Origin of the sequence: Corallococcus sp. CA047B (assembly GCF_003612065.1) — a bacterium.
GTDB classification, from domain to species: domain Bacteria; phylum Myxococcota; class Myxococcia; order Myxococcales; family Myxococcaceae; genus Corallococcus; species Corallococcus praedator.
In genome coordinates this window covers 1-14,344 of sequence record NZ_RAWD01000260.1, presented here as the reverse complement: position 1 = coordinate 14,344, position 14,344 = coordinate 1, and the positions used below count along the sequence as shown (strand labels likewise).

The window sequence follows — 14,344 nt, the reverse complement described above, 5'->3', positions numbered from 1 at the left end:
GGCGGAGGCGGGCACCGCGGCGGGATGCAGGCCTGCTGCCTTTCTCAGCCGGGAGAGGTGCGCCAGGTGCACCGCTCCCAGGGAGTCCACGCCAGCGAGCGAGGCCCGGCTCAGGTCGCGCAGGTGGTCCACGGCCCCCAGCAGGAGCGATACCCGCTCCTCGTCCACGGCGACGCGCCGGTCGATCAAAGCCTGGAGGAGGTCCTCCACGCCGTGCGTGTAGTCCGTCACCGCCTGGAAGCCGATGGACGACGCGGCGCCCTTCAGCGTGTGCGCTCCCCGCAGGATGTGCTGAAGCAGCGAGTCCGCGGGAGCCACCTCGAGTGCGATGAGGTTCTCTTCCATGGAGGCGACCAGGCCCTCGGCCTCGTCCGAAAAGATGCCCAGCACCTTTTCCCACTCCGCGGTTGCTTCCGACGTCATGTCCCCCGGGCCCATCGTCAGCGCACCGCTCCCGCACGAGGCAGAGCAGGTTCACATACGGGGTTGTCGGGGGGGAACTTCCGGGACAGCCGCTTTCGAGCGGAGGTCATGGCAACTCAGCGAGACATGGGTGGGGACAGCAACCCTTCGGGAGTACCGACACACGAACCCCCCGTCCTCACAATGAGAGCCATTGCCGTGGGGGTGGGCCGACCTCCACGAAGAGGAATGAATCCAGGAGTCAACAGTACCAAGAATGTCACCTGAAAACAATGCCACCCAAGATTTCACGCACTACCGGAATCAACAGGTAGGGCGGCTCTCTGCGCAAGCCAGACTGTACAGGTAAGGGTCCTGAAGACACCCCGCAGTCTTCAATCTGCATTACCAGAATAATCATGTTTCAGTGGAGGAATGGGGAAGTCCCGTTCCCCTTCCCACCCCCGTGTAGGCAAGCCGAGTCGTTCCAGCAGCTCCAGGAACGGCCGGGGGGATGCCCGCGGTGGGGTGGCGCGCGAGAGCCGGCAGGGTGGGCGCAATGCGACCTCAGGGAGGTTGACACCCCGCGCAACGCCAATCACCGCGACAATGATTGACGGACGGCGGGTATTGGCCGTTTGATTCGTGAATGCAAAACCAAACCCTGGAGTACCAATCCTGCATCCAGAGCTCCGAACGGGTGTCCTGGCGTCTTGATGAGCTGTTGCCCGGAGACACCACCCTCGATTTCAGCCGGAGGTTCCTCTCCGACGCGCTGACGGGGACAGAAGCCATTGGCTTCCTGAGCGCGGAGGAGCGGCTGATGCTCAATCAGATCCGCTCCAACAGCTATGCCCACCTGTTCCTGTTCCTGGAGGAATACGCCGTGGCCCTGGCATCGCAGCGCGCCGGCCTGGAGCTCCACGGGAACGCGACGCACATGCGCGCGCTGCTGCGCTTCACCGAGGAGGAGCTCAAGCACCAGCAGCTCTTCGCGCGCTTCACTGGCGCCTTCGCCCGGGGGTTCAAGGTCGTCCCGGCCCTGCTCGACAATCAGGTCGAGGTGGCCCGGGCCATCATGGCGAAGTCGAACCTGGGGGTGCTCATCTTCAACCTGCACATGGAGCTCATGACGCAGCAGCACTACCAGGAGACGGTTCGCGGCAACAAAACCGAGACGCTGGATCCGCTGTTCTGCAACCTGCTCAAGCACCACTGGCTGGAAGAGGCGCAGCACACCCGGCTCGACTTCCTGGAGGCCCAGAAGATCCTCGCCCAGGCGCCCGAGACGCTGGACGCGGCACTGGCGGAGTACTCCGAGCTGCTCCAGGCCCTGCGGGGGACGTTGAACGCCCAGCTCGAACTGGACCTGCGGACCCTGGAGAAGGCGGTGGGGCGCACCTTCACGGACGCTGAGCGCCAGGAGCTGACCACCGCCCAGGAGCGTTCGTATGTCCGGGGCTTCATTGGAATGGGGATGAAGGCGCCCCTCTTCCTCTCCCGCCTGCGCGCGTTGTCCCCCACCGCGGAGCAGCACGTCCTGGCGCTGGCCCCGACGTACTACTGCGACTGAAGCCAGTCTCACGGGGGATGAGGGAGGTTGCATCCCCAAGCATCAGGGCCCGCAGGACGTGATTCCGGGGGGTTGGTGCGGGGAGTCCACGCACGGTGCGGTGCGGCTGCCCCCGGTGCCGCGCCGCAAGCCCCGCCGGGTTCCCCCCTGGGGTGACTGTGTCACCAGGGGCTGGACCCCAGCGGGGAGGGTCCCCGCTATGGTGGCGGCCCATGATCTGTCCAGCCTGTACGGAACTCCGCGCCACTGAATCCGGGGCCCCGTGTCCTGAGTGTGGCGCCACGCTCGTGCCCGCCACGGGGCAACACCTCGAGGACTTCGTGCGGGCCCTGTTGCGTCGGCGCATCGAGCGCTGGCGCTTCGACGGGTTGCTGGACTCCGTCACGGCGGAGCGACTCGAAGCCTCGCTGGAGGCGGCCCCCGAAGCCGCCTCGGCCGTGCACGAACCGATGCCGGAGCCCCCGGTGGCGCCCCCTGTCGACTCCTCGGTTCGCGCGGAAGCCTGGGCGGAGGACGTCGCGACTTCATTTCGTCACGCGGGAGAATGGCGGCCGGGTTGGGTGGCGGCGCTCGCGCACTCGCTGGACTCGGCGGCGAAGGCGGAGCGGGAGCAGGCGGAGCGACGGCGTGCGGCGGTGGTGGAGCGCCACGCGGGGGACTCCAGCGAGGACGACCTGGGCTCGGCGCTGGGTTCGGGGCGGGCGTTGTTCTCCCAGGGGCACATGGGCTCGCTGGGGGGCGGACTGGAGGCCATGGTCGCGCTCGATGAGGGCGAAGGCGCTCCCCGCCTCCATGAGTACATCTGGTGGTTCCTCGGCGCGGTGCTGGTGCTGGGCGGCTCGCTCATGGGGGTCCGCGAGGCGTGGCGGGCGCTGGGAGGCGTGCCCCGGCAGTTGATCGTCACGGGCGCGCTCTTCGGCTACCACGCGGCCTTCATCGGGCTGGGGGCGTTCCTGTCGCGGCGCTCCCTGTCGGCCGGGCGCGTCCTGGCGGGCATCGGCCTCGCGTTGCTGCCGGTGGTGTTCGTCGCGCTGTCTTCGCTGGTGGGATTGACGCCCGTGATTGGCGCCCCCGTGGCGCTGGGGGTCGCGGCCATCGGGATCATCCCCTTGAGGATCGCGGGACGGGTGTTGCACGGAGCGTCCGCCACGTCGCTCGCGGTGGCGCTGTTCCCCTCGCTGCTGGCGGGGCTTCCGCTGATGGGTTGGGACGAAGCCCCCTGGCTGCGGGCGCTCTGCGCGTCCGCGGGCGTGGTGGCGCTCGGGGCCACGGCGTGGCGTGCGCGGGCGGCGACGGGCAAGGCGCCGTTCGTCAACGCGGGCGCGGCGCTCTACGGCGCGCTCTGTCTGGCGGTCTTCGCGGTGGCGAGCGCGCCCTCCGGCTTCGATGCGCTGGAGCCGGGCAGCCCCCTGTTCGCGGGCCTCACGCTCTGGGCGATGGCGCTCGCCTCGGTGGTGGCGATGGCCGCCTCCACGGAGTCCGTCCGGGAGGCCCATCCGCGCGCGGGCCCGGTGCTCGAGACGCTGGCGCACGCGGTGGTGGCCAGTGGCGCGCTCGCGGGCGCCCTGGGCGCGTTCTCCGTCATGCCAGGAGATGATGGCCAGGTGGACGTGGCGTCCGCGGGTGCGCCCGTGCTGGCCGCGCTGCTCTTCTTCCTGCTGGAGCCCCGACGCCGGGCGCTGGTGCATCCGGGCGTCATGGCCGCGCTGCTCGCGGGGGCGCTGCTCGCGCGCACGCTGGCCCCCACGGAGCCGACCTGGTGGTGCTTCGGGGTCGCGGGCGTGGCGTCGGCGTTGTTGCTCGTGGCGCGCATCACGCTGGCCAGCGGCCTGCGCATCCGGTTGCTGGCCTGGGGCGTCGTGGTGGCCCTGGCGGCGATGCCCGCCGTGTCGGTGCTGGCGTGGGACGGAGGGCTGAGCAATCCCTGGCCCAAGGCACTGACGGGCCTGATCATCGCGGTCGCGGCCCACGTCGCCGGAGGCTGGAGATGGCGGGGACTCCACTATCTGGGAGGCATCGCCGCGCTCTTCGGAGGGGTCGCGCTCGTCGAGGGAACGCCGTGGCTCGCCTCGAACACGGCGAACCTCGCCGTCTTCGCGCTCGCGGCGGGGCTCTACAGCCTCGCGGGCCTCGCGCAGGACGCGTGGGCGCGGCCCATCGGCCAGGGCGCTTCGCTCAAGCCCCTGGAGGATGTCTCGCTGGGAGCCGCCGCGCTCGGGGTGGCGCTGGCCCTGGGCGTCACCCCTGCCCTGCCGGAGGCACTCGCGGCGGTCGTGGGCCCGGTCGGGACGCTGCTCGCGTGCGCGCCCACGGCGCTGGCCACGGCGGTGTTGCTGCTTCGCGTGCGCAGGGAGGGCAGCCGACTCGTGGCCTTCATCGCGGCCATGGGGCTCGCGCTCGCGGTGACGCAGGGCCTGGGCACGGTCTCCGACTTCACCTCGGTGCGCGCCGCCCTCGTGGCCTCGGCGCTGGCACTCGGCTTCGCGCTCTTCGCGGCCCTGCGCGGGCGCGGCCCGGTGGCGGGTGAAGGCCCGGCTCCGAAGGGCCGCCGGATGCTGGACGTCATCCCCCTGCCGTTCGCAGCGCGAGGATGGCCGCTCTTCACGGACGGCTTCGCGGCGGCGGCGCTCGTGCAGGTCGTCTGCGCGACGCTCACACTCGTGAACTGGATTCCCGTGCCCGTCAGCGCCGAGCGGCCCGGGTTCCTGCTCGCGGGAGGACTGCTCACGGCGGTCGCGCTGCTGGCGTTCGTGTCGCGCGGCTTCGTGGCGTATGCCTTGCGCGGCTCGGTGGTGACGCTCGCCACGGGCGGAGCCTTCATCGCGCTCACCGCGGTCATCAACCGCGCGGGCCGTCCGCTCTCCCCCGACGTGAGCGCGTGGCGCCTGCCGCTCATCGGCATCGCCCTGTGGCTCCTCGCGCTGGCGACGCGGCGCTTCGGTCCGTGGCTCGGGCGGCTCTTGGAGAATCCGCGGCACGGGCCGCTCTACCATGCGGTGCCCCACGTGGGCGTGGCCGCGCTGGCCCTTGTCCTCCTGCGCTCCGCCGTGAAGGTGGGGCTGCCGGATCCGTCCTTCGCGCTCGGCGTGGTGCCCCCGCTCCTGGTGCTGGGGCCGGCGCTGCTCTGGCTGCTCCTCGCGGCCTCGTTCCGCTCGCGGCCGCTGGCCCACCTGGGCCTCCTGCTGGGGCTGCCCGGCGCCGCGCTCTGGGCCGCGCAGAAGGCCCTGCTCGGGGCGCCGCTGATGGCGCTGCGACCGCCCGACGGGCAATGGGTGCTCGCCACGCCGGTGCAGCTCATGGGTCCCTATGAGCTGGACTGGCTCCAGCCCACGACGTGGCTGGCCCCCGGGGACACGCTCTTCCTCTCCTGGCAACGGGCCTTCGCGGGCGTCGCCGCCGCCGGGCTCGTCTACGCCGGGGCCGCCATCGCGGTGGCGAGCCTGGGCGCGGCACGCGCCTTCGTGCGCCGCCTGCTCTGGCCCACCGCCGAGGATCTTCCCGAGCCCTTCCTCCAGCTCCTGCGCCAGTGGTCCACCACGGCCGTGGCGCTGGTGGCGGCGGCGGCGTTCTTCCAGCCAGGGCTGCCGTCCGCGGGGCTCGCCTTCGCCACGGGGGCCGTGCTGTTCAGCGGAGGCGCACGCAAGGCGGGGCGCATCGTCCTGGGGCTCGGCCTGCTCCTGCTCGTCCATGCCCAGGCCCACCGGGCAGCCCTCTTCGAGGCGTGGCCCGGGCCCACGCTCTCGCTGCTGGGGCTCGCGGTGGTGACGCTCGGTCCGTGGGTCACGCGACGGCGGGGCATTGATGCAAGCCAGACGCGGCTGCGCACGCAGCTGTCCTCGCTGCCCTTCCTGCTGACGGCGACGGCGTACGCGCTGGCCGTGACCGCGGAGCCCTGGACGACGCTGGCCGTCCCCGGCCTCCTCTGGAGGATGCTCCAGGGCCTGGGCGGAACATGGATGGTCTCCCCGGCCTACGCCCTGACGCTCGCGCTCATCGCCACGACGTTGCTGGTGGGGGCATTCCAGTGGCGGGGCGCGCTCGCGGGCTTCGTCGCCAGCACCGCGACGATGCTGATGGGAGGCGCGGTCCTCTGCGCGCTGATGACCGCCATCGTCATCGACGCGAGCGGATCCGGACAGGTGCCGGGCTACCGGAGCCTCTTCACGGTCTCCGGAGCGGCGCTGGCCCTGGCCGCCGCGGGGAGTGCCCTGGCGCTGCACCTCGCCCACCGCGTCACCGCGCGGCGCAGAAGCGACGTGGCAGGCGGCATGGGCTGGGGGCGCGACCTGTGGCTCGTGGCGACCGGCCTGCTGCTCGCCATCGTCGCCGTGAAGGGACAGGCGCCGGAGGAGGCCCTGCCCCTGGCCCTCGCGGCCATCGGGCTGGCGGTGGGCGTGTCCCTGCACTGCGCATGGCGCGAGCACACGGGACGGCACGTGTACTTCGTGCAGGTGGCGGTGGTGGGCGTCTACGCGCTGGTGCGCGGCCTGTACGCGCAGGGCCTGCGCCCGGAACACGATGCGCTCTTCGCGCTGTCGCTGGGCTTCGTGCTGGTGGGCGTGACGGTGCTGGCGCGCAGGGCGGGCGTGCAGCCCGTGGAGCGCGCGACGCGGCGCTTCGCGGCGCTGCTGCCCATTGGCATGGCGCTGGTGCTGCCCGGGGACGCGACGGGCGAGGCCGCCCTGCTCGCGGGTGGCTCCGGCCTGCTGTACGCGGCGCTGGGCGCGGTGGAGCGCAGCCGGATGTTCGGCGCGTTCGCGGCGGCCGCTTGCAACCTGGCGCTGCTCATCGCCGCGCTCGCGTTCGGACTGGAGGGCCTGGAGGTGTACCTGGCCCCGCTCGGCCTGCTGTTCCTGATGATGGGGCAGCTCTTCACGTCCAGCCTGCCCCAGGCGGCCCGCAACGCGGTGCGCATCCTCGGGGGCCTGCTGCTGTACGTGCCCGCGGCGGCGAAGCTGGCGATGCGGATGGGCGAATCGGAGGACGGGACGTATGCGCTCGTCTTCGGGGCCGTGTGCCTGCTGGGCGTGGCGCTGGGAATGGCCTTGCAGATCCGCGCCTACCTGGCGCTGGGCACGCTGTTCCTCACCCTGGACGTGGTGGCCAACCTGCTGGACGCGGGGCTCCGGGACCATCGCATCGGCTTCCTGGTGATGACCCTCACCGGGCTCACCATCGTGGGCGGCCGGGTGATGGCGACCCTCAAGCGCCAGGAATGGGAGCTCCTGTTGCGGCGCGTGCGCGTCCAGCTTCGCGGCTGGGATTGAGGAGGACCCGGGCGGGTGCGCGCCAAGGCAGGCCCCCGCCGCTCAGGTCCAGCTCACTGCACGACCGGCGCGCGGAACAGCTCGCCTTCGCTGCCTTCCAGCACCAGGGTCCCCTGGTCCGAGCTGCCCACGCGCAGGGACGCCCGCGTCTGGCCTCGGCGATCCACCAGGCTCAAGCCGGGCATGCCGTGCTCGTCCGCGCCCAGGATGGCGCGGGGCCGTCCATACGCATCCGCCAGTTCCAGCCGCGATGAGCCATCCACCTGGAGCCCCACGGAGAACAGGTCCACGCCTCCGGACTTGGACAGCGTCAGGCGGGGGGCCTCGTCCGAGAACACCATGAGTTCGGCCAGCGCCTCGCCTTCCGCCGTGGAGAAGCGCAGGCGGGGCGAGTCATCCGCGCCCACGCCCAGCAACGCCCGGGGCCGGCCCGCGCTGTCGCGCAGCACCAGGGCCGCCGCGCCGTCCTTGTTCGTGTCCAGCGTGGCCCGGGTGCGGCCCTGCGCATCCTGGAGCACCAGCCGGGACGCGATGACTTCTCCGGACGACAGCGCCGGGTCCCGCAGGGCCGCGGCCCCCAGGCCCAGGACGGCCAGGGTGAGCGCGGCGCAGGTGAGGCCCTGCCACCGCCGGATGCGAGCTTCCAGCCGCTCCATGCGCGCGTCGGTTGAATCCATCCCGGTGTCGCCTCCTGTCCGCGCCACCCTGGCGGGACGAAGACGAGGCTAACAAATGCGGCCCCTGCACGGGCTTTTCCGCTCGGCCGTGACACCCCGTCCATCGCGGGGTGTGGAGGGCTCGACGTTCCGGGTCGGGCCTGCGCCGTCAGGGCAGCACGCTCACATGGACAGCAGGCGTGCGGCGCTCCGTCGCGCGCTCCACCACGCGCCCCAGGCGCAGCAGCAGGTGCTCTTCATACGGACGCCCCATGAGGTGGATGCCCACCGGAAGGCCCGCGCGGTCGAAGCCCGCCGGCACCGACAGGGCCGGGCACCCCGTGAGGTTCGCCAGCCGGATGAAGCGCATCAGCGCGTCCACCACCGGCAGGTTGGATTCGCCGTCGGGGAGGGTCGCTTCGGGAATGGCCGGGGCGGTGGTGGCCGTCGTCGGGGTGAGGATGACGTCCACGCCCGCCATGAGGGTCAGCAGCTCCCGGGTCAGCCGGTGCCGGTGTCGCAGCGCATGGACGAAGTCCGTGGCCCGGAAGCGACGCCCGAGCGCCAGGTTGGTGCGCGAGTCGAGGCCGAACACCGACGCGCGGGCCTTCAGTTGAGGAAGCATCGCCTCCGTCATCTCACTCAGAATGATGCAGCTGTGCGTCCAGAGGATCGTGTTGAGGTCGGGCGGAGGAATCTCCACCACCGTGGCGCCCGCGTCGGTGAGGGCACGCACCGCCTCCCGGCACCGGGCCACCACGTCCGGGTCGGCGTCCTCGAAGTGGGGGGTGCAGAGCCCCAGGCGGAGGCCCTTCAGCGCGCCGTCCTCGTAGCCGGACAGGTGGTGCGGGGGTTGCTGCCGCGCGACGACGTCCTGCCCGTCGGGTCCGGAGAGAATCGCATACATCGCCGCGACGTCGTCCACGGTGAGGCCCATGGGGCCGACGTGCGCCACGTTCCAGCACAGCGGGGGCACACCCGTCTCCGGGATGCGGCCCCAGGTGGCCTTGAGGCCGACGATGCCGCAGAGCGCGGCGGGAATCCGGATGGAGCCTCCGCCATCCGCGCCAATGCTCAGCGGGCACAGGCCCGCCGCCACCACGGCGCCAGACGCGCTGGAGCTTCCGCCAGTGATGTGGCCCCGGTTCCACGGGTTGCGCGCGGCGCCGTGATGAGGGTTCAACCCGATGGGGTTGATGCCAATCTCATTCATGTTGGCCTTGCCCAGGATGACGGCGCCCGCGGCCTTCAGGCGCGCGGCCACGGTCGAGTCGGCGGCCACCACCTCGTTGCGGAACGTCGTGCCCAGCGTGGTGGGAAAGCCGGCCAGGTCCACCTCGTCCTTCAAGACGACGGGCACGCCATCGAGCACACTCAAGGGCCTGCCGGCGCGCAGTCGCTCCGCCGCCGCCTCCGCGGCCCGCAGCACCTCGTCGGGCTTGCGCGCGATGAAGAGGCCCAGGCGGTCCGCTCCACCGTCCAGGCGCTCGATGGCCTCGTGGAGCTTTCGCACCACGGTGACGGGGTCCGTTCCGCCGTCGCGGTAGGCCCGCGCGAAGGCCGCGACCGTCTCCCGCTTCGGCTCCAGGGTGGACGCGGCGACGGCGCGCGCGGCCTGCTCCTGGGGTGTCTGGGATTCCGTCGGCGGCGCGCCGGGCGGCAGTGGATATTGGATGGGCGGCGCATCTCCGGCGGACAGCTCACGCCAGGTGTCGATGCCGCTGTCGCGCAGCAACTTCTCCACCAGCACGGGCCCGACTCCGCCCCGCTCCAGCGTGTTGACGAAAGCCTTGAGGGCCACGCCTGAAAGACGCGGCGCCTTCACCGGGGGGCGTTGATAGGACATGGGCGCAGCCTACCGCGATGCGCCCGGCCCCGGGCTATTCCATGGCGCTGACATAGGCCACGGTGCCCGAGTGATCGATGTTGCTGTTGTCGTAGGTCGCATGACCGTAGCCGCTGCCGTCCTTCGCCTCGGCGAACTCGTTGGGCCAGCCGCCGCCCGTGAAGATTCCCAGCACCTTGCCCTTCCAGAACACGGGCGAGCCGGAGTTGCCGGAGACGCCGCTGAGCCAGGTGTCGAAAGAGCTGCGGTCGCGGTGGGGATTGGCGTTGGCGACCGTGCCTTCGGTGTACTTCATCGGCTGTCCCAGGGGGTGGCCCAGCATCTGGATCAGATCGCCGTTCGCCACCGTCCTCGCCTCCGCCGAACTCACCTGATCCAGGATGAGCTTCGTCTCGAAGTAGCCCTCGATGGTGAGTATCGCCGTGTCATTGGCGGTCATCTCGCGCGCCTTGATCTTGTAGACCTTGTAGGTGAAGGAGGAGCGGCTGCTCGACTTCCGGTAGTACCCCGTGACGAAGCGGAGGTCGGTCACCTTCGAGTCATCCACCTCTTCCATCAGGCTGATGACGTTGTGGCCGGCGGTCGCGATCTGGCTGCGGTTGTAGACCCACCCCGTCCCGATCATCCACACCGCGGGTTCGTTGGCGAGCGCATCACTCAACCGGCCGCCCTTGAGGCCTTCCGGGTAGTGGGGTTGGCTGAAGTACTTCTGGGACGTGCTCAACGTGAGGCCGGACGCGCCAATGAACTTCTGCCCCTGGATGCAGAGCAACCCCACCGAGTCCGCCAAGTCGGTGATGGAGGAGGACTCACCCGCTGCCTGATAGATGTCCGCAGGGTAGTTGCCATTGAAGATCGCCATGCGGCCATCTTGTTCCCGGGCCTGCGTCCGCACCAGCCTTCCTGGCGTCCCGCCACGACCGAGACAGTCTCCCAACCCGATGCGTCGGGGAGCAATGCGCCAGGACTACCGCGTTGCGCGGAGCGTCAGTCGAAGGGGGAAGCGCTCTTCGATGCCGGGCAGGAACAGGGGCCGCCCTTCACGCGCGGCCTGGATCGCCTTGCGGAAGTCGAGGTCGCCATAGGCATCCAGCACCGACGGGTCGAAGCTGTGGACTCCATCCCCGACCCCTTCGTTCTCGATGTCCGGCACGAGTGATTCATAAAGACCCAGCGGTGAATAGACCAGGGACTGGACACCGCCCTCGGCGTACATCCCTGCGGTCGTCTCCAGGAAGGTCGCCCTCGCCTGGATTACGCCCGTGGCCACGAGTGCGGCATTGCGGTCCCCATACTGGCCGAAGAGCTCCCCTTCGACGCGCACCGAACCTTCGACGAAGACCCGCGCTCCGTTGCCGAACGAGAGGGTCCGCGCTTCCAGGTCGCCCCGGACGATCACGAGGCCGGGCAGATAGTCGTCCGTCCACAGGTGCAGATGGCCCGTCGTCCTGAGCGGGCCCTCGACCAGGACGACGTAGGGGCCGTCCCCCGTGTCGAGCCCTTCTGGCGCGTCAAGTCCCGCGTCGAGGCGCCGGACAACACCAGGGGAGCGCTCGAAAATGTCGAGCTCCGGCGCCCAGCGATGCGAGCGCAGGCGTGCGCGGACCTCCAGGAGGGTCGTCGATTCACCCAGTTCGTCGAGTCGGTTCGGGGGCATGAAGCACATTCAACACGAGATTACGGCTCGCGGTCCGCCATCTCCTGGGCACGGGCGAATTCGAGCAACAGGTTCATTGCCCTTCTGTACCGCGTCGGACCAAGGTTGGCTGAAGGAAACCCCCATGACCTCTTCATTCTCGCGTTGGGCCTGTGTTCTTGGATTGCTCACGTCGGTGGCCTGCTCTGACAGTCCCCCGGACGACGTGGACCCGGTGGATGGGGGCAACGTCACCGATGGCGGAAGCACCGATGCGGGAGGAGGCAGCGACGCGGGAGGAGGCGGCGACGCGGGAGGAGGCGGCGACGCGGGCTCAGGCGGCGGAGCCGACGCCACGGTGGCCGGCGCGACGAGTCTGCCCTTCCCCACGCTGCACCACCTGACCGTGGAGTGGGCGTTCAGCGGAGATGCCAACGCCAATGGCGTGGTGACGGTCCGCTACCGGATCGCGGGTACCACCGTCTGGCGCGAAGCACTCCCGCTGCGCCGCGTGGCCGCGGGCAGCAACGAGGGCTTCAGTTGGGCAGGCCGTCATTCCGGCAGCGTGTTCGACCTCCAGCCGGGAACGACCTACGAGTTGGAGCTGACGCTCACGGACCCCGACGGCGGGACGACCACGCGCACCATGAATGCCACCACGCGTCCGTTGCCGGTCCCCATGGCGAACGCTCCCATCAAGGCGGTGACGCCCGCCACGTTCGCCAGCGTCGCCGCGAGCGCCCAACCCGGGGACATCCTCCAGTTGGGCGCGGGGACCTATGCTGGCTTTGATTGGTCCCGCAGCGGCACCGAAGGAAAACCCATCATCGTCCGGGGGACCACTGGGGTGGTGATCAACGGCGCCATCAACGTCTTCACCCAGGCCTACGTCCACCTGGAAGGGCTCACCGTCAACGGGCGCATCCGGTTCAACGGTTCGAAGCACATGGTCATCCAGCGTTGCGCCATCAACGCCAGCAGCACCTACGGCGGCGACGGCATCGTGACCTTTACCCGCGCGGAGAACGCATACATCGCGGACAACGTGGTGACGGGTCTGACGCAGTGGGCGGAGGCGTCGCTCGGCGTCAGCGGGGACAACCTGGGCGAGGGCATCGCCGTCACCGGTCCGGGGCACGTCATCCTGCACAACCGCGTGACGGGGTTCCGGGACGGCATCTCCCTCCTGGAGGACGATGAAGCCGTGGATCAGTTCAGCATCGACATCCTGAACAACGACCTGACCGGCAACGCGGACGATGGCATCGAGGCGGACTTCTGCTTCCACAACTGCCGCATCGTCCGCAACCGGCTGACGAACAACTTCATCGCGGTGTCATCGCAGCCGGGGCTGGGCGGACCTACGTACTTCGTCCGCAATGCCATCTACAACGCGGTGCACGTGGCCTTCAAACTCTACCGGGGCAGCACGGGGGACGTGCTCCTGCACAACACGGTGGTGAAGCATGGCGACGCGTTTGGCATCTACGCGGGGCGCCCGGTGGCGCACCTCTACGCACGCAACAACCTCTTCCTGGGAGGACCCGGAGGCACCTTCAACGGGTACAGCAGCGGCACCGGACGGGTGTTGCACGTCCCCGACCTGGAGGTCGCCACTTCGAGCCTCGATCATGACGGTGTGGGCTCCACCACGGACACCCTCACGGGCCGCCTGGGGGCCAGCACGTTCAGCAGCCTCCAGACCCTGCGCACCGGCACGAGCGAACAGCACGCCGTGCAGGTGGACCTCACGGCGTTCGCATCCACGGTGGCGTATCCCGCCGCGCCGCTGACGCTCTACGCGAAGCCCGACCTGCGGATCCGCGCGGATTCCGCCGCGGCGAACGCAGGCCAGCCCCTGCCGAACATCAACGAGGGCTTCACCGGACTCTCGCCGGACCTGGGGGCGTTCGAAGCGGGCGTGGACCTCCCCGTCTACGGCCCGCGCTGAACCGGGAAGGCTTCACCGCTGGTGCGCTCAGGGCACCAGCAGGGCTCCGTCCGACAAGGCGACCTCCGCCCCGGCGCCTCCCAGGCCGCCCCAGATGAACAGGGATTGGCCTGTCCACACGCCGGCATGTCCCGACCGCGCCGACGGGGCCCCCTGGGTGCGCAGCGGGGTCCAGGTGTCGCTGGCAGGGTCATACGCCGCGCCATCCGCGCACGCGCCACCGTTGCCGCACTTCGAGGAGGCGCCACCCCAGACCCACATCCGCGTCCCCGTCCAGACCGCGACGTGTCCGGTGCGGGGCGTGGGAGCCCCCTTCGTCGACAGGGGTGACCACGCGTCACGCCGGGGATCATACCGGGCCCCGCCCTCGCAATAGCGCGGCCCGCCGCAGCCCAGCCCGCCAAAGACAAGCATCTCCGTGCCGGTCCACACCGCCGTGTGCGCCCAGCGGGCCTCGGGTGCTCCCTCCGAAGCCAGCGGCCGCCAGGTGTCCGTCGCGGGTGAGTACGCCGCGCCATCGCCCAGGGCCACGTCCACGGATGCGCCGCCACTGCCGCCCCAGACGAGCCATTCCTGCCCCGTCCACACCGCGGAGTGATAGCGGCGTGCCACGGGCGCTCCGGTCCCAGACAGGGACTTCCACGTCCCGGCCTCCACGTCGTACCGGGCGCCATCCCCCAACACGCGGGCCTGCTGGGGTTCCTCTCCGCCCCACACCAGCATCCCCTGCTCCGTCCACGCCGCCGTGTGCCAGCCGCGAGCGGAGGGCGCGCCCTGGCTGGGAAGCGCGCTCCAGGTATCGGTGTCCGGTGCGTAGGCCGCCCCATCCCCACAGGGGAGCTGGGGCCGATCGCCGCACCCCACGCCTCCCCAGACGAGCATGCGCTGGCCGGTCCAAACCGCCGTGTGCAACGTGCGCGCGGCGGGAGCCCTCAGCGACGACATCGGGGTCCAGCTCCGCGCCGCCACGTCGAACCGGGCCCCATCTCCGCAGACCCCGTTGACCGTACAGC

The 14,344-nt window shown here is 70.6% G+C and carries 9 protein-coding genes; 3 read left to right on the top strand and 6 right to left on the bottom strand.

All coding sequences use genetic code 11. The annotated features are described in order from the left end of the window. Positions 1 to 423 (bottom strand): Hpt domain-containing protein (locus D7X74_RS30895; protein WP_233602328.1); only part of this gene is annotated, 423 nt, incomplete at its 3' end. Positions 424 to 1,051: 628 nt separating this feature from the next. Between D7X74_RS30895 and D7X74_RS30890 the strand changes: the two genes are divergently transcribed. Continuing rightward, positions 1,052 to 1,975 (top strand): diiron oxygenase, encoded by a 924-nt coding sequence (locus tag D7X74_RS30890; protein ID WP_120536603.1) that lies wholly within the window; start codon positions 1,052 to 1,054, stop codon positions 1,973 to 1,975. 287 nt (positions 1,976 to 2,262) lie between these two features. After that, the gene (locus D7X74_RS30885) at positions 2,263 to 7,242 is read left to right on the top strand and encodes a hypothetical protein (RefSeq protein ID WP_233602327.1); all 4,980 of its coding nucleotides are present in this window, start codon (positions 2,263 to 2,265) and stop codon (positions 7,240 to 7,242) included. A 53-nt stretch (positions 7,243 to 7,295) separates the two neighbouring features. On the opposite strand, the gene D7X74_RS30880 is transcribed toward D7X74_RS30885, so the two are convergent. The 4 genes from D7X74_RS30880 to D7X74_RS30865 form a co-directional block, all read right to left on the bottom strand. Then, positions 7,296 to 7,919, bottom strand: coding sequence for a hypothetical protein (locus D7X74_RS30880; RefSeq protein ID WP_120536601.1), 624 nt, complete (start codon positions 7,917 to 7,919; stop codon positions 7,296 to 7,298). Positions 7,920 to 8,067: 148 nt separating this feature from the next. Further along, entirely contained in the window at positions 8,068 to 9,744 is a 1,677-nt protein-coding gene (locus D7X74_RS30875; protein WP_120536600.1) for an amidase, read from the bottom strand. A 34-nt stretch (positions 9,745 to 9,778) separates the two neighbouring features. Beyond that, the gene (locus D7X74_RS30870) at positions 9,779 to 10,606 is read right to left on the bottom strand and encodes a serine protease (protein ID WP_147444453.1); all 828 of its coding nucleotides are present in this window, start codon (positions 10,604 to 10,606) and stop codon (positions 9,779 to 9,781) included. 105 nt (positions 10,607 to 10,711) lie between these two features. Further along, positions 10,712 to 11,401, bottom strand: a complete 690-nt coding sequence (locus D7X74_RS30865) for a hypothetical protein (protein WP_147446741.1) — start codon at positions 11,399 to 11,401, stop codon at positions 10,712 to 10,714. Between the two features lie 124 nt (positions 11,402 to 11,525). Between D7X74_RS30865 and D7X74_RS30860 the strand changes: the two genes are divergently transcribed. After that, complete coding sequence (locus D7X74_RS30860; RefSeq protein ID WP_233602326.1) at positions 11,526 to 13,331, top strand: right-handed parallel beta-helix repeat-containing protein; 1,806 nt, start codon at positions 11,526 to 11,528, stop codon at positions 13,329 to 13,331. Positions 13,332 to 13,358: 27 nt separating this feature from the next. Here the strand turns inward: D7X74_RS30860 and D7X74_RS30855 are convergent. Then, positions 13,359 to 14,344, bottom strand: a 986-nt coding sequence (locus D7X74_RS30855; protein ID WP_233602325.1) for a hypothetical protein, incomplete at its 5' end; no start/stop codon positions are given.

Coding starts and splice junctions, on each gene's coding strand:
- D7X74_RS30890 (WP_120536603.1), top strand. CDS start 1,052: ATGCAAAACCAAACCCTGGAGTACCAATCCTGCATCCAGAGCTCCGAA.
- D7X74_RS30880 (WP_120536601.1), bottom strand. CDS start 7,919: ATGGATTCAACCGACGCGCGCATGGAGCGGCTGGAAGCTCGCATCCGG.
- D7X74_RS30875 (WP_120536600.1), bottom strand. CDS start 9,744: ATGTCCTATCAACGCCCCCCGGTGAAGGCGCCGCGTCTTTCAGGCGTG.
- D7X74_RS30870 (WP_147444453.1), bottom strand. CDS start 10,606: ATGGCGATCTTCAATGGCAACTACCCTGCGGACATCTATCAGGCAGCG.
- D7X74_RS30865 (WP_147446741.1), bottom strand. CDS start 11,401: ATGCCCCCGAACCGACTCGACGAACTGGGTGAATCGACGACCCTCCTG.
- D7X74_RS30860 (WP_233602326.1), top strand. CDS start 11,526: ATGACCTCTTCATTCTCGCGTTGGGCCTGTGTTCTTGGATTGCTCACG.